This window comes from Psychrobacter aestuarii (genome assembly GCF_904846035.1).
GTDB lineage: Bacteria > Pseudomonadota > Gammaproteobacteria > Pseudomonadales > Moraxellaceae > Psychrobacter > Psychrobacter aestuarii.
Genome location: NZ_CAJGYT010000001.1, coordinates 2,038,796 through 2,057,479 on the forward strand (window position 1 = coordinate 2,038,796; position 18,684 = coordinate 2,057,479).

19 protein-coding genes are annotated in these 18,684 nt (G+C 49.4%); 13 read left to right on the forward strand and 6 right to left on the reverse strand.

Features of this window, described 5'->3' with window-relative positions; genetic code table 11:
• Positions 1 to 2: 2 nt before the first annotated feature.
• Positions 3 to 206 carry a hypothetical protein gene (locus JMW05_RS08640; RefSeq protein WP_201504899.1) on the reverse strand — a complete coding sequence of 68 codons (204 nt, stop codon included), beginning with the start codon at positions 204 to 206 and terminating at the stop codon, positions 3 to 5.
• Between the two features lie 50 nt (positions 207 to 256).
• On the opposite strand from JMW05_RS08640, the gene JMW05_RS08645 reads away from it, so the two are divergent.
• On the forward strand, positions 257 to 583 hold the full coding sequence (locus JMW05_RS08645; protein WP_201504900.1) for a hypothetical protein: 327 nt from the start codon (positions 257 to 259) through the stop codon (positions 581 to 583).
• Between the two features lie 17 nt (positions 584 to 600).
• Here JMW05_RS08645 and JMW05_RS08650 read toward each other — a convergent pair whose 3' ends face one another.
• Positions 601 to 987, reverse strand: a complete 387-nt coding sequence (locus tag JMW05_RS08650) for a cell division protein ZapA (protein ID WP_201504901.1) — start codon at positions 985 to 987, stop codon at positions 601 to 603.
• 47 nt (positions 988 to 1,034) lie between these two features.
• Complete coding sequence (locus tag JMW05_RS08655; protein WP_201504902.1) at positions 1,035 to 1,478, reverse strand: hypothetical protein; 444 nt, start codon at positions 1,476 to 1,478, stop codon at positions 1,035 to 1,037.
• Positions 1,479 to 1,670: 192 nt separating this feature from the next.
• On the opposite strand from JMW05_RS08655, the gene JMW05_RS08660 reads away from it, so the two are divergent.
• The 7 genes from JMW05_RS08660 to JMW05_RS08690 all read left to right on the forward strand — a co-directional run bounded on the left by JMW05_RS08660 (position 1,671) and on the right by JMW05_RS08690 (position 9,226).
• Complete coding sequence (locus JMW05_RS08660) at positions 1,671 to 2,324, forward strand: UPF0149 family protein (RefSeq protein WP_201504903.1); 654 nt, start codon at positions 1,671 to 1,673, stop codon at positions 2,322 to 2,324.
• A 179-nt stretch (positions 2,325 to 2,503) separates the two neighbouring features.
• Positions 2,504 to 3,766: an acetylornithine deacetylase gene (gene argE, locus JMW05_RS08665; protein ID WP_201504904.1), complete on the forward strand. Its 1,263-nt coding sequence runs from the start codon at positions 2,504 to 2,506 to the stop codon at positions 3,764 to 3,766.
• A gap of 371 nt (positions 3,767 to 4,137) precedes the next feature.
• Positions 4,138 to 4,851: a LysE family translocator gene (locus tag JMW05_RS08670; RefSeq protein ID WP_201504905.1), complete on the forward strand. Its 714-nt coding sequence runs from the start codon at positions 4,138 to 4,140 to the stop codon at positions 4,849 to 4,851.
• An 814-nt stretch (positions 4,852 to 5,665) separates the two neighbouring features.
• Positions 5,666 to 6,880 carry an RtcB family protein gene (locus JMW05_RS08675; RefSeq protein WP_201504906.1) on the forward strand — a complete coding sequence of 405 codons (1,215 nt, stop codon included), beginning with the start codon at positions 5,666 to 5,668 and terminating at the stop codon, positions 6,878 to 6,880.
• A 63-nt stretch (positions 6,881 to 6,943) separates the two neighbouring features.
• Positions 6,944 to 7,495 (forward strand): DUF6756 family protein, encoded by a 552-nt coding sequence (locus tag JMW05_RS08680; protein ID WP_201504907.1) that lies wholly within the window; start codon positions 6,944 to 6,946, stop codon positions 7,493 to 7,495.
• Between the two features lie 4 nt (positions 7,496 to 7,499).
• On the forward strand, positions 7,500 to 7,721 hold the full coding sequence (locus JMW05_RS08685; protein WP_201505672.1) for a hypothetical protein: 222 nt from the start codon (positions 7,500 to 7,502) through the stop codon (positions 7,719 to 7,721).
• 212 nt (positions 7,722 to 7,933) lie between these two features.
• Positions 7,934 to 9,226 (forward strand): DUF711 family protein, encoded by a 1,293-nt coding sequence (locus JMW05_RS08690; protein ID WP_201504908.1) that lies wholly within the window; start codon positions 7,934 to 7,936, stop codon positions 9,224 to 9,226.
• Positions 9,227 to 9,312: 86 nt separating this feature from the next.
• Here JMW05_RS08690 and miaB read toward each other — a convergent pair whose 3' ends face one another.
• Positions 9,313 to 10,776, reverse strand: coding sequence for a tRNA (N6-isopentenyl adenosine(37)-C2)-methylthiotransferase MiaB (gene miaB / locus JMW05_RS08695; RefSeq protein WP_201504909.1), 1,464 nt, complete (start codon positions 10,774 to 10,776; stop codon positions 9,313 to 9,315).
• A gap of 589 nt (positions 10,777 to 11,365) precedes the next feature.
• On the opposite strand from miaB, the gene JMW05_RS08700 reads away from it, so the two are divergent.
• The 4 genes from JMW05_RS08700 to JMW05_RS08715 all read left to right on the forward strand — a co-directional run bounded on the left by JMW05_RS08700 (position 11,366) and on the right by JMW05_RS08715 (position 16,191).
• Entirely contained in the window at positions 11,366 to 13,414 is a 2,049-nt protein-coding gene (locus JMW05_RS08700; RefSeq protein WP_227691568.1) for a lytic transglycosylase domain-containing protein, read from the forward strand.
• Between the two features lie 305 nt (positions 13,415 to 13,719).
• On the forward strand, positions 13,720 to 14,448 hold the full coding sequence (locus JMW05_RS08705; protein ID WP_227691487.1) for a T2 family ribonuclease: 729 nt from the start codon (positions 13,720 to 13,722) through the stop codon (positions 14,446 to 14,448).
• 275 nt (positions 14,449 to 14,723) lie between these two features.
• Positions 14,724 to 15,707 carry a malate dehydrogenase gene (locus JMW05_RS08710; protein ID WP_201504910.1) on the forward strand — a complete coding sequence of 328 codons (984 nt, stop codon included), beginning with the start codon at positions 14,724 to 14,726 and terminating at the stop codon, positions 15,705 to 15,707.
• Between the two features lie 244 nt (positions 15,708 to 15,951).
• Positions 15,952 to 16,191 carry a DUF2789 family protein gene (locus tag JMW05_RS08715; protein WP_201504911.1) on the forward strand — a complete coding sequence of 80 codons (240 nt, stop codon included), beginning with the start codon at positions 15,952 to 15,954 and terminating at the stop codon, positions 16,189 to 16,191.
• 90 nt (positions 16,192 to 16,281) lie between these two features.
• Here the strand turns inward: JMW05_RS08715 and ribF are convergent, their stop codons facing one another.
• Positions 16,282 to 17,313 carry a bifunctional riboflavin kinase/FAD synthetase gene (ribF, locus tag JMW05_RS08720; protein WP_201504912.1) on the reverse strand — a complete coding sequence of 344 codons (1,032 nt, stop codon included), beginning with the start codon at positions 17,311 to 17,313 and terminating at the stop codon, positions 16,282 to 16,284.
• 134 nt (positions 17,314 to 17,447) lie between these two features.
• Between ribF and JMW05_RS08725 the strand changes: the two genes are divergently transcribed.
• On the forward strand, positions 17,448 to 18,032 hold the full coding sequence (locus tag JMW05_RS08725) for a GNAT family N-acetyltransferase (protein ID WP_201504913.1): 585 nt from the start codon (positions 17,448 to 17,450) through the stop codon (positions 18,030 to 18,032).
• A gap of 16 nt (positions 18,033 to 18,048) precedes the next feature.
• Here the strand turns inward: JMW05_RS08725 and JMW05_RS08730 are convergent, their stop codons facing one another.
• Positions 18,049 to 18,636 (reverse strand): nuclear transport factor 2 family protein, encoded by a 588-nt coding sequence (locus JMW05_RS08730; RefSeq protein WP_227691488.1) that lies wholly within the window; start codon positions 18,634 to 18,636, stop codon positions 18,049 to 18,051.
• Positions 18,637 to 18,684 lie beyond the last annotated feature (48 nt).

The window sequence follows — 18,684 nt, forward strand, 5'->3', positions numbered from 1 at the left end:
GGCTATAGCTGGTTATCCACGACAATAAAAAAACTGACCATCATGGTCAGTTTTTTATGGCGGCTGAATAAGAAAAAGGAATAAGACAGACAGGCAAAGCGGCTCACGGATACGGCAAAAACTGTATTTATATCCTGATTTACAGTACACTTAAGACCACGCGGACGATGGTTTTTATTGTCCAAGCGCTCATTGATGTCTGCCATTAGGCAGCCGCTTGGGTGTCAAAACGCGCTTTATATTAAGGAGCTTTCCTGTGTTTGCTGTGCTTACCACGCTGATTATTATTTGGATTGTGATGTGGGGCTTTTTTAAGTTTATGTACCCACGCCCGCCCAAAAGCATGATGCCCAAAAAAGGCGATGTCACGACCCCGCGTAACTGCGACTATTGCGGGCACAGTCTGGCAGAATATCGCGGCGTGCTAGAGAGTCCTCCTGACGCGGCAAGTACACAGACCGACGTGCCTGCGTTATTCTTTTGCAATTATGAGCACCAAGCGGAGTTTCATCAAGCGCGCGGTACGACGCCGCCTAAGCGACCTGAGCCGCCGACCGCGCCCCCTTCTACAAACGCCTCGTAAGCGCTTGTCTGCTAAGTTTATGACGCGCTTGTTAATACCGAGTGCGCGTCTTCGATAATTTTATTCAATAACGCGCTCGACTGCTGCTCATGCTCGTGCGTATCCATGTCTTCTTGCTCACGCTTTTGGATTTTTTCATACAGGTGCAGGCAAGAGAGCAGCAGCAGATTTTCTTGCGCAAGGTTTGGCGCGTCTTTTTTGATGTCGAGTACAAAGTTATTGATATAGCTTGCCGCTTGACGCAGATGCGCCTCTTCATCAGCAGGGCAGTAGATGCTGTAAGTTACGCCTGCGATGGCGATGCTGACTTTTTTAACAGGGTTCTCATCCATTACTTGTGGGTCGCTCGATTGCTCGGGTACGTGGTCGTCTTCGTACTCAGGCGCGGTAGGCTGGTCGGTCATGGTCAATCCTAAAAAGTTGGGTAAAGATTCGGTGGTTGATGCGGCGCTTACTCAGCGTTCATCTGGTCGATTTGCGTTAGGCGCTCTAAGACCACTTGCGTACGCTCAGCCGCCAGCTGATTTTTTTCTTGTAGCTCATGGTTGATTTTTTTGATGTCCATGGCTTGTTGTTTAAACAGCTGGTTTTGTTGTTCAAGGCGGGTATTGCGATGCTGCAATTCTTCGATTTGGTTTTGTAGCTCTTCGTGCTCCTCACCCATCATGTGATGCGCTTCGGCAAGGCTTTGATAGCGGTGGTCAAGATCAGCGAGTTGCTGCTGCGCGCGCTCATGAGCAGCGACACTGTCATCACGCTGCTTTTGCAACTGATGGACGTCGCGGTCATCGGTTTTTGGTTGGCTTTTTAGATGCTGAAGCTCTGCACTGACCTTATGATACTGCTGTTTGATGTCGAGTATCATGGCTTCTAGAATTTTGAGTTGTTCATACATAGTCAGTTTTTAACCTTATCAGTGAGCGTCGAAGAATTAAAGTCGCGATATTTAATAATGCCATAGGTGACCACATAATATCTATATCAACAAAGTAATTGCACCGATTGTGTATGTTTTTCTTAAGATTGGCGGTAGCGCTGCGAGTGGCGTAGGGCTATGATGGTCAGTCTACATGTAGGACGATTGATTATGAATGACAATATCTCAGGTTGGAACGACTGGTCAGCCGCATTTAGCGATTGGACAGACGTCAGTATCAGTGAGCTGCATGGCTTGATGACGGGGCTGATGACCGCGTGTCATGCGCCCGATGAAGATGGCTGGGCGGTACTGCTGAACGAGCTGAGCTTTGCGCCGTTGCCAGAGCCTGCGCTGACCTTATTGACCGAAGAGGCTGAAGACACGGTGTTTCAGCTCAAAGACAAAGACGAAGCCTACGCCTATAATCCGCTACTCCCTGATGATGAGCACGATTTATACGAGCGCGTGATGGCGCTAAAAGGCTGGGCAAATGGCTTTATGACCGGCTTTGGCGTGTCTGATTGCAACATCACTGCCGAAGAAAACGAAATGCTGTCTGATTTGGCAAAAATTGGCGCGATTCGTTTGGAAGAAGACGAGGACTTTGAGGGCGGTGAAGAGGCGTTTTTATACTTATATGAGTTTGCGCGCATGGTGCCTGTCAGCTTTGCGACCAGAAAGCGTAAAGCGCTCAAGTCACTGTCACTCATCGCAGGCTTGCCAATAGATGCCAAAACGGTAAAAGAGCAGCAAGCAGAAGGCATCACACAAAAGCCGATGCCGCCTGTTGTTGACGTGATGAACCAAAACACCCCATCATAATATTTGTCTTATGATAACGCCGTGCATGCGCGTTTGTGTGCATGGCGTACCCTTTGCTTTGCTCTAATCAAGCACGCATTTGCTTTGTAATACATTTTTCTACCTTTTTTTGCATGACCGCGACTTGCCATAAGCGCTATAACTAGACAATAAATGATAAATACATAACAGGAGGCACGATGTCTGTATCTATAAATGACAACCCTCAAAGCACCAACGGTCATACTGCTGACGCATCCCACTCGCTTGCCAACAGCTATCCAAGCAACAGTATCGATTGGCTGACGCGCTTGATGGGCTTTAATACCGTCAGTCGCTATTCCAATTTGGCGCTGATTGAGGACGTGCAGGCGTATTGCCAAGCGCTTGGGCTACAACCGACCTTGACGCACAATATCGAGCACACCAAAGCCAATCTGTTTGTGACCGTGCCGGCAGGGGCAGCGCAAGAGATTGTCTCAGGCGGCGTGGTGCTGTCAGGGCATACCGATGTCGTGCCTGTCGATGGACAAGACTGGGACAGCGACCCCTTTGCCGCGACCATTCGCGGTGACAAGCTATACGGGCGCGGCGCTTGTGATATGAAAGGCTTTATCGCTTGTGCGCTGTCTATCGTGCCCGAGGCGGTGCGCTTGTCTAATGCAGGCAAGCTCAAACGCCCCCTACATTTGGCGTTGTCGTTTGATGAAGAGGTCGGCTGCTTGGGTGCGCCGCTGATTTTGGCAGACTTGGCAGAACGTGGTATCACGCCTGATTATTGCATTGTCGGTGAGCCGACCAGTATGAGTATGGTCGTCGCGCACAAAGGCATCTCCGTCTATCGTTGCCGTGTGCATGGCAAGTCGGCGCATTCGTCGTTGACCGCGCAAGGCGTGAATGCCATCAGCTACGCCAGTCAGCTTGTCGGCTATGTGGACAGCCTTGCCGAGCGTATCAGCCGCCGCGATGATGTTGATGCGCTGTTTGATGTGCCGTATTCGACCTTGTCAGTCGGTACGATAAAGGGTGGCACGGCGACCAATATCGTGCCCAATCTGTGCGAGTTTACCTTTGACTATCGTAACTTGCCGCACATGACGCAAGACGATATCTTAGTACCCATTGAAGAAAAAATAGCCGAGCTACGCGCCACCATGCAAGCGCGTGCGCCCGAAACGGATATCGAGCTGCTACAAGAAGAAAGCGTGCCTGCGATGACTGATGCCGACAGCGCTGCCTTACAAACGCTGGTAGCGGGGCTGATTGACGATGATGCGCGGCATAAGGTTGGCTACGCCACCGAAGGCGGGCAGTTTACCAATGCGGGTATCCCAACCATTATTTGTGGTCCTGGCAGTATTGAGCAGGCGCACAAAGCCAATGAATTCGTGCCGCTTGATGATATGACGCGCTGCGATGCCTTTTTGGCGCGCTTGTTAACCCATTGCCAAGCGGATGCATAATGTAATAAGGCACTATTGCACCCATATTTTATGACTCATCACAAGCGCACTGTTAACCCAGTGCGCTTTGTTCGTTGTACGCTAAAGTACAGCCAAAGTACGCGCAAATTTATTCCAACATATGTATAGTATATAGGGCGTATCCTCAATTAGACCATTTAAGAATTTAGCGCTCTTAAAAGGGCTAAATCTTGCCAAACAGCGTCAAAAATCTTGTGAATATGCCTATATTCTCTACCATTTTTTCCTTGTTTGACTACGATTTATCTTATTTTAAACCTCGCTATCTAAATGATGATACGCCCTCGAGCGGCGCATGATTTTGTGCTGCATTTTTTTGCTTTGAAAGTCGTCGTTAAGGAACTGTCAGTATGTCATTACAGCTATTTATGGTGTTTTTCGTCAGCGTGTTTTTTATCTCCGCGACACCAGGTCCGAACATGCTGCTGGCATTTCAATACGGTCTAAATTACGGCTTTAAGCGCACGCTGTGGACGCTGGCGGGACTGAGTGTTGGCTTGTTAATACTCTTACTATCAACCTTGCTCGGTATCGATGTCATTAGCCGCGAGATGCCGTGGCTGTTAGAAGTCGTCAAAGTGGTGGGCGCGCTGTATCTGATTTATTTGGGCGTCAGCGCGTGGTATGAGCGCGGCGGCGACAGCGGACTGGGTACGCCTGCGGATGTCGATGCCTTTGATACAAACGACTACACGCCTAACAGCTATGCCTACGCGCAAGCACAAGGCACCAACGTGCGCGCAAAAGCCATGCCCAGCCGTGGCAAACTGTTCCGCACGGGCGTATGGGTGTCGCTATCAAACCCGAAGGCGATTTTGTTCTTTGCGGCATTTTTTCCAAAATTTATTAACTTTAGCGCACCGCTGTTTCCCCAATACCTACTACTCACCATCGGTATGTTCGCAAGCGAAACGCTGTGGCAGATGATATACACCGTCGGTGGCAAGCAGCTGGCAGGCTGGCTGAATGTCGGCGACCGTCTGCTATGGCTCAATCGTTTTTGTGGTGGGATTTTTGTTTTAATTGCGGCAGCGTTATTGGCAGAAGTGTTGTTAAAAATATAAGAAAAATATAAAGGGTTTTAAAATAAATAACTTTTAAATTTTAAAGTAGTTTTATTTTTTTAAAAATAAAACTTGACATAAAAAATAAATTTATTATTATATTGGCTATATTAAGTGGCGCCTCATTGATGACAGCTGCTTAATATCATTATCCCTACGCTGATGCGATTCATCAGCAGTCATTCACTTATTATCGCTTGGGACTCACTTGCGCTGATAGCAACCTACGGAGGAATTATCATGTCCCATCATCATGTACTGCCCGTGTTAAAGACAGTGTCGATGTCAGATGTCATCGCGATAATTTTGCCGTACGGATTCGATAAGTTTTAATCATTCAATTACCAGTATTATTCAGACACCTATTTTGCTGTGCCGATGTGTGCTGCCTTTACTATATAAGGTATTGCTCAATCAGCACGCATACGTGACGGTCTTCTTATATCGTCATTAAGGTCTGAGCCGCTGCTATAAGCGCAGTGTACTGTACTTATCTGCCTACCGCCTTTTTATTGTCCTTGACGTCATCTGTCGTCCTGTTGCCTATGCTGCGCTTGGTTGTTGCCTTGTGTGCATACTGGCGCTATGCGGCTGCCTGTGTGTTTTTGCGCTTTGCCTAGCGATGCGTTTTGCTGAGCCATGCGCTGACACATCACAGCTACTGTCTGCATTTTTTGCTGTCTTTAACTTTTTTATTTTAATTAAAAATTAATTTTATTATTTATTTTTATCTTATTTATTTAAGAGGGGTGAGTATTGCCTAATAGTTTTAAAAATAAATAAAATGTATGAATAAATAAAAAGAGTTTGGATTATGAGCATTAAACAGATATTAAATAAAAGTGGCAAACATGGCGTGCCTGTGAAGATTTATACCGATGAGGTGGACATCAATGCCATTCAGCAGCTACGCAACTTGGCGCAGCTGGAATTTGTGCATTCACACATTGCGGTGATGCCTGATCTCCATGTGGGCAAAGGTGCGACGGTGGGCAGCGTGATACCGACCAAGTCGGCAATCATTCCTGCGGCGGTCGGTGTGGATATCGGCTGCGGGATGAATGCGGTGCGTCTGTCGCTGACTGCGTCTGACTTGCCCGACAACTTAAAGGCGCTGCGGGGTCTGATTGAAGAAAAAGTTCCTGTGGGCTTTAATATGCATCAGCAAATCACGGCAAAGATGTCGACCTTGAACCCGCTGGCCAAGCGCTTGCAGCCGATTACCGACAAGCATCCTGGGTTATTAAAAATGCTCAAAGGCTTTGAGCGTACGTGGGCAAAGCAGCTCGGCACGCTCGGCGGCGGCAATCACTTTATCGAGCTGTGCCTTGATGAAAATCAAGACGTATGGGTGATGCTGCATTCAGGCAGTCGCGGCATTGGCAACTGTATTGGGCAGTATTTTATTAACCTTGCCAAAAAAGAGCATCAGTCGCGCTTTGGTCATGTGCCTGACCGTGATCTATCGTATTTTGCCGCAGGCTCGGCAAGCTTTGATGACTATATCGAGGCGGTCGGCTGGGCGCAGGAATACGCGCAGCACAACCGTACGGAGATGATGCGTCTGATATTGCAAGTGATGCAGTCGCCCAAGGCGGGGCTGCCACGCTTTCGCCCGACCAAAGAGGCGATTAACTGCCATCACAATTACGTCAATGAAGAGGTGCATTTTGGCGAGTCGGTATACGTGACGCGTAAAGGGGCGATTAGCGCCTATAAAGACGAGCTGGGCATCATTCCTGGTTCGATGGGCGCAAAGTCCTTTATCGTACGTGGTCGCGGTGAGCCTGAGTCGTTTTGCTCCTGCTCACACGGGGCAGGGCGGCGCATGAGTCGTGGCAAGGCGGTGCGCGCCTTTACCATTGATGAGCTAAAAGCGCAGACCGATGGCGTGGAGTGCCGTAAAGACAAAGGCGTGATGGACGAAATCCCGAGCGCCTATAAAGACATTGATACGGTGATGGCAAACCAAAGCGACCTTGTGGAAGTGGTACATACGCTAAAACAAGTGATGTGTATTAAAGGGTAGTTGCCTTATAAATTTTTATTTTCACCCTTAGCACTTTATCAGACAAATACTAAGGAGATCATTATGAAACGTTATCCTTATATCAATAGTAACGGTAAAAAAAGACCTCAATCGAAAGAGTGGTCTGATGTACGAGCAGAAATTATGTGCTTAAAAACAAAGTTGAATCTAACAGATAAATTTCTCCGTATGTTAACCCCTTATGAAGACTACAAAGGTATAGAAGAGCAGATTTCTGAAAATTTTCTTAACATTAAAAGCGGTGCAAGCAATCCAGATTGGCCATTACAAGGTCTAGTACAGGAAGCATATTCAGTTGAAATTAAAAATGCCCTCGAGAGTTATTTGTTACACCTCGTTCCGCTTAATGAAGAGATTTGGTTTGGTGTAACGGAAACATTTAAAGAGCGTTCAAAAATCTGGTTTTATGAAGGCAGGATTGAGGGAATAACAAAAATACTCAATGAAATCTGCTTCTTTGATGAATGTTACTTTGTTTCGAAAAAATATGATTGGCTCATACGTTATGACCGCCATGACATATTGATGGTTACAGGCAAAAATATACCAGAAAAGTTAAAGGCTATAGAAGATGTAGCCAAGCATAAAGGATAAAATAATGAGCTTAAAACAAACCTTAAAAACCGCGCGGCAACTTGACGCGGCGGCAAAAGACGGGCAACTGTCCTTGCCGCCCATCAAGCCGCGCAACCCACTTGCCAATGACCCGCTGCTTAAAAAAGGCGGCGTACATGCCAAAGATGATGTGCGCCTGCAACACAAAAAGCAGCGCCACGCACAAAAGCGCAATTTGCGGCAGGTGGATTGGCTGTCAAAGTAAGGATAAGGTCTGACCATCTTTGCTGATTTTTGCAAAGTATCTACGCGCTAACAACGGAACGCATTATGACTCGCAATGAGCCATGGTGCGTTTTTATTACCAACATAATTTGAGCAAAATCTGTTTTCGCCGTTGTTCACTCGGTATAATCATACGTCCATAAGATGATGCGTTAGGTATTCAGGGCGATTTTGAGCAATAAAGGAGAAGTTATGAGTGATAATAAGGCGGTTAAAGCGTCAGTAGATTTTGAGATGATAGCGGCATTAAAAGACAAAACGCTGTGCAACGTTCGGACGGTGACGACGTTCGTCCGCTTAACGTCCGATGAGTCGGCATGGCAAGCGGTGTTAGAGGCAGCCATTAGCCACTGTGAAAACATCGCTGCTGGACTGAGCAATCAAGGATATAACGTACAGTCCATACGCATCGTGACCAATCCTTACGGCGAGTATTTAGATATCAGCAGTCTGTCCACGGCGGCGGCGGGACTGGCAACCATCACGGATATTTTAAACACACTGAATGAAGGCAAAAATAGTCTAAGAGTACGCTTTGCCATTGGTGAAGCCAAGACCGTACGGGAGATTGCCTTACTGCCCGAGCTGATTGCTGAATATGGCGACTTGTGCAACGCTTGCGTGAACGTGCCTGCCAACGAAATAGGGGTGCTTGATAACGAACTAATTGAGCAATGCGCCGAGACAGTACAAGCCATCGCGGCACTCACCCCCAGAGGCGAGGGCAATTTTAACTTTACCGTCAACTTTAATTGCGATGAATTTATTCCTTATTTTCCAGCGAGCTATCACAGTGGGGAGGTAAAAAAAGGCTTTGTCGTTGGGCTAGAGACGCCTGATTTATTGGTCAATACGTTGCAACACATCCATGACAATGCGCTATTGGAGGGTCTCACGTACCAACAAAGTCGCCATCTTATCTTTAATGCGCTGCACGCTGCCTTGCAGTACCATATTGATATTATTGATGGCTGTGTGCGTAAGTTGAATGCGGCATCCGACTGGCGCTATCTGGGCATCGATACGTCGCCCGCACCGTCAAAAGACTGTCATTCTATGGTCGATGTTTATAAGTTACTGGGGGTGCCTTATTTTGGCGCTTCGGGGACGGTTGAGAGCTCGGCACTATTGACCAGAGTGTTTAAATCTATCGAGAATGTCGACATGGTTGGCTTTTCAGGGTTGATGCTGGCGGTCACTGAAGATAAAGGCTTGGCGCAAGCGACACTCGATAAAGAATTTGATATTCCGATGCTGCTGACCAACAGTGCCATTTGTGGTATCGGTCTTGATACCGTGCCCATTCCAGGGGACACGTCAAAGGATAAGCTCTGTGCCTTGATGCGTGATACGGGCACGATGGCGTACCGATTAAACAAGCCACTGACCGTGCGCGTCTTTCCTGTTCCAGAACTGACGGCGGGCGAGGTAACGCAGTTTGAAAGCAGTGACTTGTGTAACTGTGCTGTGTTGGCAGTGCCTTAAAAGCACAACTTTTTAGCCCATTTTTTAATCCTAATAAAAAAGCCGTTCCTCACAGAACGGCTTTTTTGTTTAAGTAGTCAAACAGCTTATGCCAAAACTTCCAGCAGCTCGCCTTTGACCATGTGCGGGCTGACAAAGTCGGTGACTTTGACTTGGACGATTTTGCCCAGCAGCTCGTCACGCTTATCGATATCGTAAGGGAACATCACGGTACGTGTGTTGTCCGCAGTGCCAATCAAGCAGTCAGGATGACGGTCGGCGATTTGCTCGACCAAGACGCGGGTGGTGGTGCCGACCATTTCGCGAGTTTTTTGCAAGGTCGAATCGACGATGACTTTTTGGAAGGTGGCAAGGCGCTCTTTTTTGGTGGCAAAGCTCACATCATCAGGCAGCTCAGCGGCAGGCGTGCCGGGACGCTTGGAATAAATAAAGCTGTATGAGTGGTCAAAGTTCAAATCTTTTGCCAGCTGTAGCGTGTCGTTAAAGTCCTCATCCGTCTCGCCAGGGAAGCCGATAATAAAATCGCTCGATAGGTGAATGTCAGGACGTATCGCTTTTAACTTATTAATCTGATTGATATACACATCAATGGTGTGGTTGCGCTTCATTGCTGCCAAGATGGTGTTGGAGCCACTTTGTACAGGCAAATGTAGATGCGATACCAGCTGCGGCAGCTTGGCATAGGCGTCAATGATGTCATCGGTAAACTCTAGCGGGTGGCTCGTGGTGTAGCGAATGCGCTCAACGCCGTCAATATGCGCCACATAATGCAATAGCTCAGCAAAGCGGCAAATGCTGCCGTCATCTTTTTCACCGCGATAGCCGTTCACATTTTGACCGAGTAGATTAATCTCGCGCACGCCTTGGGCGGCAAGGTTGTCAATCTCAGCAAGCACGTCATCAAGTGGACGCGACAGCTCTTCGCCGCGCGTATAGGGCACGACGCAAAACGAGCAATACTTTGAGCAGCCTTCCATGATGGAGACGAATGCCTTGTAGCCTTCTACGCGTGGCTCAGGCAAAAAGTCAAACTTTTCAATACTTGGGAACGACACGTCCACCGTACCGATACGGTCTTTGGGCGCGATTTTGCGCTGTTCATGCGATTGGTCGTACAGCTCAGGTAAGCGGTGCAAGGTCTGTGGACCAAACACCATATCGACATATGGCGCGCGTTTTTGGATATTGTCGCCTTCTTGTGACGCCACGCAGCCGCCCACACCGATGACCAAATCAGGACGTTTTTCTTTCAATTTACGCCAACGACCCAGCTCAGAAAATACTTTTTCTTGCGCTTTTTCGCGGATAGAGCAGGTATTCATCAACAGCACGTCGGCTTCATTGATGTCGTGCGTCACCTGCATGCCGTGCGAGTCGCCCAAGACATCGACCATCTTGTCCGAGTCGTAGACGTTCATCTGGCAGCCTTGGGTGGTGATAAACACTTTTTTAACAGGCGCGTCCGCACTTGGCGCGGCTTGGGTATGGTCAGCGCTCGATTGGGTGTCTGCGCTGTCATCAAGGCGGGGATTAAATACAGAAACACTCATAAGCGACTATCCATCATGACCAATAAAAATCAAAAATAAGACCGCTGGTCGTGCGCCGCTTAGTAACACGTGGCGCGGGCAGGGTCAAAAGGAGGCGTATTTTAACATAATTTGCATGCAATGTGAAAAGTTGCCATCGCAGCCGCCCTAGAAAAGTTGCAAACTATTTGTAATACTATCAAGCGTTTATCACAGGAAGTGCTGTATATGGGACAAAGGCTGCGCCATGACCGACGCTGTAAGCGTTAGACGGTCAATACTTCTGTGCTACTAACACGGCTGTGTTACAGATTGCTGTCTTATTTTTTAACAAAAGGTAAGTCGCATGGGCGCATGCTGCTGAGTGTAGTATGATGGACGCGTTAGGCTGTGCCAAAAAGTCGTCCTTTGTGGAAACGATATGGTGTCAAGAAGCCGATAAAAACGGCCCACGTGCCCCGTTGATAATGATGCTTGTGACCAAGCACCCCCAAACCATATAGAAAATCACACAATATAGAGAGTTATTATGGCAAAGCCGACCAACGCCGCCCAGTCGTCTCCTTCTCACCCGCATGCTGCGCCCTATCAGAGGCGAGGCAAGATGGGCATGCTGTCGTCTGTATCCTATGCACCGCGTACGCTTGGGGTCAAGCTGTTTGGCGCGGCGGCCACCTTGGGCGCGCTGGGTCTGATGCAAGTGGCGTGCGCTGAGCCTGCCAGCTATAGCGGCTACAATCCGAGCTATCAGACGGACAGCAGCATCAACTATTTTACAGATGCACTACGCGCGTCAGGGCAGGGCGATATCGGCTCGCTGTACAACTACGAGCAGCTGATGAGTGGCGGATTGTTTGCCATGTATCCGACCTATTGGCGCTTGAATGACCGCTTGGTTGAGCAGAGTCCTGCGACCATCAGCCAGTTTGTACGTCAATATAAAGGCTCGGTGATGGCAGAAAAGCTGGTCGCTGACTATGCCGAGGACAAGGCATCTGCGGGCGACTATGGTGCAGTGCGTCAAGTGGCAAACCTTATCACCAATGCCGACAGTAGCGAGCGCTGCGCCGTGGCTTTAGGGTTCAACCATGGCGGCGACACCATGCGCGCTTTGTCTGAAAAGTCAGGGGTATGGCTGACCACGCAAAAGCAGCCCGCGCTGTGTGATCAGCTGGCGATGGAAATGAATGACAATCCTTTGATCAGTAATAAAGACCGCGAGTCACGCCTCAAGCGTATGCTACGTGTGGGTAAGACGGGCGACATCATGGCATTATCGGCACGTCTAGGTACGCCCATCAGCTACGATATGCTGAGCAATATCCAGCGCTCGCCTGCGCGCTTTATCAACGAGATGCAAAGTCAGCCATATAGCCAGCTCAATCAGTATCTGTATCTTTACGCACTTGGGCGCATCACTGATGACTCTTACCGTCAGGCAGGCATTCAACTGGCATCAGACATCAGCGCGGACAATCAGCGCCGCCAGCATCTGCTCTCTGACGAGACGCGCCGCTATGGCTATCGTATGCTGGGCGTCAAGCGCATGAACTTTAATACCGACGACGGTTTTGATGCGCAAGCGGTCGATTGGTTCCGCCAAAGTTTGGATGATGATTTTAACTTTGAAGAAGCCGAAGATTACGCCATGGCTGCCATTCGTTTTGGTCGCTGGGATGATGTGATTGAAGCCATCTCTCAGATGGACAGCGAAACGCAAAAAGAGAACCAATGGCAATATTGGCTGGCACGTGCGTACGCGCAGTCTTCGGACAGCAAAAAGCGCAGTACCGCCACACGTATGTACCAGCATCTGGCAAAGAGCAATGACTATTATGGCTTGCTCGCCAAAGACAAAGTCGGGCAGCGCTTTAGTGCCAGCAGTGGTACTGCCTTGCCAAACGTCAGTAGCCAAGACACCAACCGCGCCTTACAAGACCCGCATTTTGCGCGTGCTTTTGCCTTATATAACGCCGATGCCAGCCGCGCCTATGCCAACCGCGAATGGAACTGGGCGGTCAAAACAGCGCGCGACAACCATGATGACCAGCTGCTCATTGCCGCCGCCCGTCAAGCCCATGATATTGGCTGGCTCGACCGCGCCATTTATGCCATCGACAATACCGAGCGCGTGGACAGCTATGCGCTGTCGCATCCGATGCCGCACCAGTCGAGTGTCGTGCGCTACAGCGAATCGGTGGGCATCGACCCCGCGTGGGCATACGGCATCATGCGTCAAGAGAGCCGCTTTGTCACCTCCGCGCGCTCCAATGTCGGCGCAAGTGGCTTGATGCAGATTATGCCAGGCACTGCCAAATACATTGCCCGTAATCTAGGCGAGTCTTATAGCGCCAGCCGCGCCAATAGTGGCGATACCAACATCCGCTACGGCACATGGTATATGAGTGACATTTTGGGCAAGCTCAACTATCAGCCTGTCCTTGCGACCGCAGGCTATAACGCAGGACCAAACAAAGCCAAACGCTGGCAGCCAGATTATGGCTCGCTTGCCGCTGACCAGTATGTCGAGACCATTGCCTATCCTGAGACGCGCAACTATGTGAAGCACGTCATGGAAAATGCCACAATCTACAGTCACTTGCTTGGACGCAATTTGCCTATCAGCCAGCGTATGGGGGTCATACCCGCTGGTTATTGATAGCGCTTATGCTATAAGTTTGTTGGGCGGCAGCGAAAGGGCAGTCCCTATAGCCCACGTGCCGTCCGAAAGCAGAAGAACAAAAGTTACGTTCCTGCTATAGATAAAGCCACGTGATTTGCTACCATTATCTTAGTTTGCGTCCACAGATGTGGTTAAGATGAAAAGCTTGGTGTACTGTGGCCAGTTTTTTATGGTGTACCTAAGGCAGCATTGCCTTGGGTATAGGGCATATTGCCGCTGACCCTTGATAGTCGCCTGTTTGATAATTGCTAGATGTCTTATTGATTATGATGAAAACTCCCATGCCACCGCCAGATACCATGGCATCCAAGCCAGCAACGTCTGTGACGCCGCCAGTACTGCTGTCAAAAATACTACCTGCACGTATTCTAAGCCCGATCCCTTTATGGTCCTCGACCGCCTGCGCCGCCCCCCTCCTTTTTGCATTACTGCCCTTGTCCGCACCTGCACACGCAGCGCCGAGCAGTCCTAGCGTCTTGATGATTGAAATGACGCCAGCGCTGTGCAGTATGCAAAGCTCTCGCTCGCGTATGCGTCAATGTTTAGAAGGCTACTCATTGACCGTCTCAGGGCTGGATTTGGGCTACGGCAGCAGCTGTAACAACCGCAGTGAGCCGCGCCTGACGCCGCTACAGCTCAAAGTCGTCAACCGTATCATGCCTGACAATACCGTACGTACCCAAGCATGGCAGCGCTACGGCGCATGTAGCCCCTATAGCAGCAGCAGTTATTTTCGCCAAATCGTCAATATGGCAAGCGAGCTTGAGCTGCCGCGCGAGCTGAACACAGGCAACAGCTATACTGTCACCAAGACCAGCTTTGTCAATCAGATGCTGCGCCTCAATCCTGGTATGCGTGCGAGCAGTTTGGACCTCATCTGTAAAGACGGCAACCGTCGCCAATCTATCTTGACCCAAGTGCGCGTCTGCTATGAAGGCGGCGGTTTTGGTCAATGTCGCACCGTGGTCGATAACTGCGGCAACAACTTTATCATCTCAGGCGGCAAGTAATCGCCTTGCTTGCTGTCGCTGACATGACGCACAAACGGCGCGTCCACCCCTGTATATAGGGTATAAAATGTAACAATATTGCCCGCATTGCCCGCGCGCGATATTTGATTGTCCCTAGACGGCTTGTGAAATGAAGTGCTACACTAACCCTCGGTTTGTGCCTGCACAAACAAGACAACCACACCACAAATGATAAGCTTGTATAAGACCACAAATGATAAGCTTGTATAAGTCAATAACTTGTATTATCTAATAACAAAACGAGGGAGTATTGTATGAAACAGCCTTTACGTGTTGCCGTGACAGGAGCCGCTGGTAATATCAGCTATGCCATGTTATTTCGTATCGCATCAGGTGAGATGCTAGGCAAAGACCAGCCCGTTATCCTACAGCTGTTAGAAATCACGCCAGCACTTGACGCCCTAAAAGGGGTGGTCATGGAACTCGAAGACTGTGCATTCCCATTACTGGCAGGTGTGGTACAAACTGACGACGCAAGCGTTGCTTTTAAAGACGCAGACTACGCGCTATTGGTAGGCGCACGTCCTCGTGGTCCTGGCATGGAGCGTAAAGATTTGCTTGAAGCCAATGCTGCGATTTTCTCAGCACAAGGCAAAGCATTAAATGACGTGGCAAGCCGTGACGTTAAAGTATTGGTCGTGGGCAACCCTGCCAACACCAACGCGCTCATCGCGCAGCGTAATGCACCTGATCTAGACCCACGCAACTTTACTGCCATGACGCGCCTTGACCACAACCGTGCGATTGCCCAGCTTGCTGAGCAAACAGACAGCACTGTCAATGACGTCAAGCACATGACCATCTGGGGCAACCACTCATCAACCCAGTATCCAGACCTAACCGCTTGCACCGTCAACGGTAAACCTGCGCTTGATTTGATTGAGCGCGACTGGTACGAAAACACCTACATTCCAAGCGTACAGCAACGCGGCGCGGCAATCATCAAAGCACGTGGCGCGTCATCTGCCGCTTCTGCTGCCAATGCTGCCATTGCCCACATGCGTACATGGGCGCTCGGCACTGATGAGAACGATTGGGTCTCTATGGGCGTGTACTCAAATGGTGAATACGGCATCGCTGAAGGTTTGATTTACTCATTCCCATGCACGTGCAGCAATGGCGATTGGCAAATCGTTGATGGCGTAGACGTGTCATCAGACTTCTCAAAAGAGAAAATGGCTGCCACTGAGCAAGAGCTGACAGAAGAACGTGACGCAGTAGCGCACTTGCTGCCATAAGCGTTTTTGCTCGATTGACAAAAAGCCCTTTTTATAAAGGGCTTTTTTTGTATTAATAACTTGTGACGGGCACGCCACTTCACACAATCACTAACAACCGATAACGGTTCTTTGGTAAAAACTTGCTACACTGGCAAACAGTTTATAGTCATAATTAAAATCACTATCTATTAAATAAAAATTGAGCGCAGGTATGTGCTCATCATAAAGACAACGATGACAACAAGTGACCAAGGAGTGTACGATGTTAGGTGAACCAGAATACAGCATGAATGATTTGTTTGCCCAGTTGGGACTGGACAGCTCGGATGACGCGATTGAAAGCTTTATCGCTAACAACCAATTAGCAAAAGAGGAAAAGCTCGTTGACGCCCATATTTGGAGCGACAAACAGCGTATGTTTCTACAAGAAGAGTGGCGCCAAGATGCGGTATGGGCACAGACGATTGATGAATTAAACGTCCGTATGCACCCCGACGCGTAAGGCGCGATTAACCGTATTGCGGTTAGTAAAAAAATCCACCAGCAATATTTGGTATTGATGGTGGATTTTTTATGCCTGCAATAAAATCGCTTAATCCGTGCGGCTGGCAAGCGCGGCGTTGCGCCATGCCAGCAGCGCCTCAACGTCGTCTTGAATACCTGCTTTTAGTGCGTCCAATCCTGCATAGTGCTTTTCACCGTGCAAAAAGTGTAAAAAGCGCACGTCCAAATGCGCGCCATAGAGGTCAGCATTCAATTTGGGAAAATGCACTTCAAGACGCCATTCTTTTTCATTATTGACCGACGGGCGCGTGCCGATATTGGCGGTGCCGAAGAGGCTGTGCGCACGCAATCCTGTCAGACCCACTTGCTCCGCTTTTGCTAGTGGGGCAAAGCCGTCTGGCATCACATGACCGTCCTCATCCAAGCGCACCACGTCCACCGCAAAAATCCCGTGTAACGCAGGTTTGATACGTGCAAGCTCAATATTGGCCGTAGGGAAATTTAGCGTGCGACCAATCTTGTCGCCACCGACCACCGTCCCGCGCATGCTGTAATCACGTCCGAGCAGGTCGCCTGCGGCATCAATATCGCCTGCCAAGAGCAGCTCGCGCACCCGTGTTGAGCTTATGCGCTCTGGTGTCTGTCCGCTGTCGGTGACGGTCTCAAGGTTGGTGACTTGTAAGCCATAATCGCGCAAAAACTGGCTATCGCCTGTGCGGTCGTGTCCAAAGCGAAAGTCATCGCCGAGTACCAAAGCACGCACGTTTAATGGCTGTACCAAAATATCGGCAAAAGCTTTGGCGCTTAATGCGCGAAACTCCGCATCAAACCCTGCCACGATAAGCGTCTCCACACCACATTCTGCGAGCAAGGCTTGTTTTTCTGCCAAATTGGTCAGGCGAGCAGGGGCGCGCTCAGGCGCGAAAAACTCACGCGGCTGCGGCTCAAATATCATTACCGCTGAGGTCAGCTGCATCGCCTCTGCTTGTGCTTTGACTTGCGCCAGCATCGCTTGGTGTCCCAGATGCACCCCATCAAAGTTGCCAATCGTCAACACGCATGGCGGCAGCTGGTGTGAATGAGAGGGCGTAATCAGTTGCTCTAAAAAATAGGTATTCATAAATGTGCAGCTATGATGGGACCAAAGCACCGCAATAGGGGCGGCTTTAATCAAAGAAGAGGGTTTATTGTGCGTTATTATAAAGTAAAATGGGCAAGCTCACACCACCCGCACCCAGCTATGGCAAATTTCGTATGACCGCATCTGATTTTTCATCGACCAGCCCTTTTACCACCGTCCTTGAGCGTCTGTTGGACCATGACGTGCGTTTGGCGCGCCCTGATGACTTGCCCGCCATTACCGCCATCTATAATCAAAACATCGCGAGCAAACGCGCCACCGCTGACTTGTTACCCGTGACGGTGGCGCAGCGTCAAGCATGGTTTGACGCGCACTATGACAATCCCAAACGTCCCATTTATGTGCTTTGCAATGAGGCAGGAAAAATTGTCGCGTGGGGCAGCTTTAGTGATTTATACGCCCGCCCAGCCTATCATATCAGCAGCGAGATTAGCGTCTATATCCATGAAGACGCGCAAAAACGCGGCTTAGGCGCAGCCTTGGTCGACTGGATGCTACAGCAAGCGCCAAGCCTTGGCATTCATCATGTGGTGGCGCTGATTTTTGCGCACAACACGCCCAGCATCAAGCTGTTTAATAAATTGGGCTTTTGCCAATGGGGGCATATGCCCAGCGTGTGCGACATGGATGGCTTTTATGCGGATGTCGTCATGCTTGGGCGGTCTGTTTTCACTGACATAATGCAGCCATCAGCATAAGCGGCTCATAAAAGCTTTAGCCCAAGATTTTCCACGCGCCATCGACTTTTTGTAGCTCGTAGGTAGCGGGGGTTGGTTTGTCTTGACCTTTGAGCATCAGCTCGCCATTGACGGTAGCTTTGGTTTTGTCCTCATTGTATTTGGTGTCGGTCAAGGTGATGCTGTCGACCGTCTTTTGGAACGCCATTTGCGTGTCAGCCAGCTGCTGTTTAAAGTCAGCCATGTCCACCTTGTAATAGTCAACCGCGTCTTCCACGTTGCCATAGTAGGTGGCGTTCAGTGCTTTTTTGACGGTATCTTCAGGCGTGCCTGCGCTTGTGGTGTTGGTCACGATGCTCGATTGACTGCTGGCAGAGGCGTTGTCTCCTGCATCGACCATCACGTCAGAGAGAGTACTGTCCGTCTCGGTAGTGTCTGCAGCTGAGGTTTGCTCGGCGGGTGCTTCCGACTCAGCATTCATGTCTGCATTTTCAGTCACAGCCATATCAGGACCTTCGGTGGTCTCGACTTCTTTATCACTGGCATTGCTGCAGCCGCTCATCATTAGGGTGCTGATGACCGTACCGAGCATTAGGGCAGACAAGCGTTTCGATAACATGGGCATAAAAAAGTCCTCAATCAAAAATACGAATGAGGACAATTATGCCAAGGA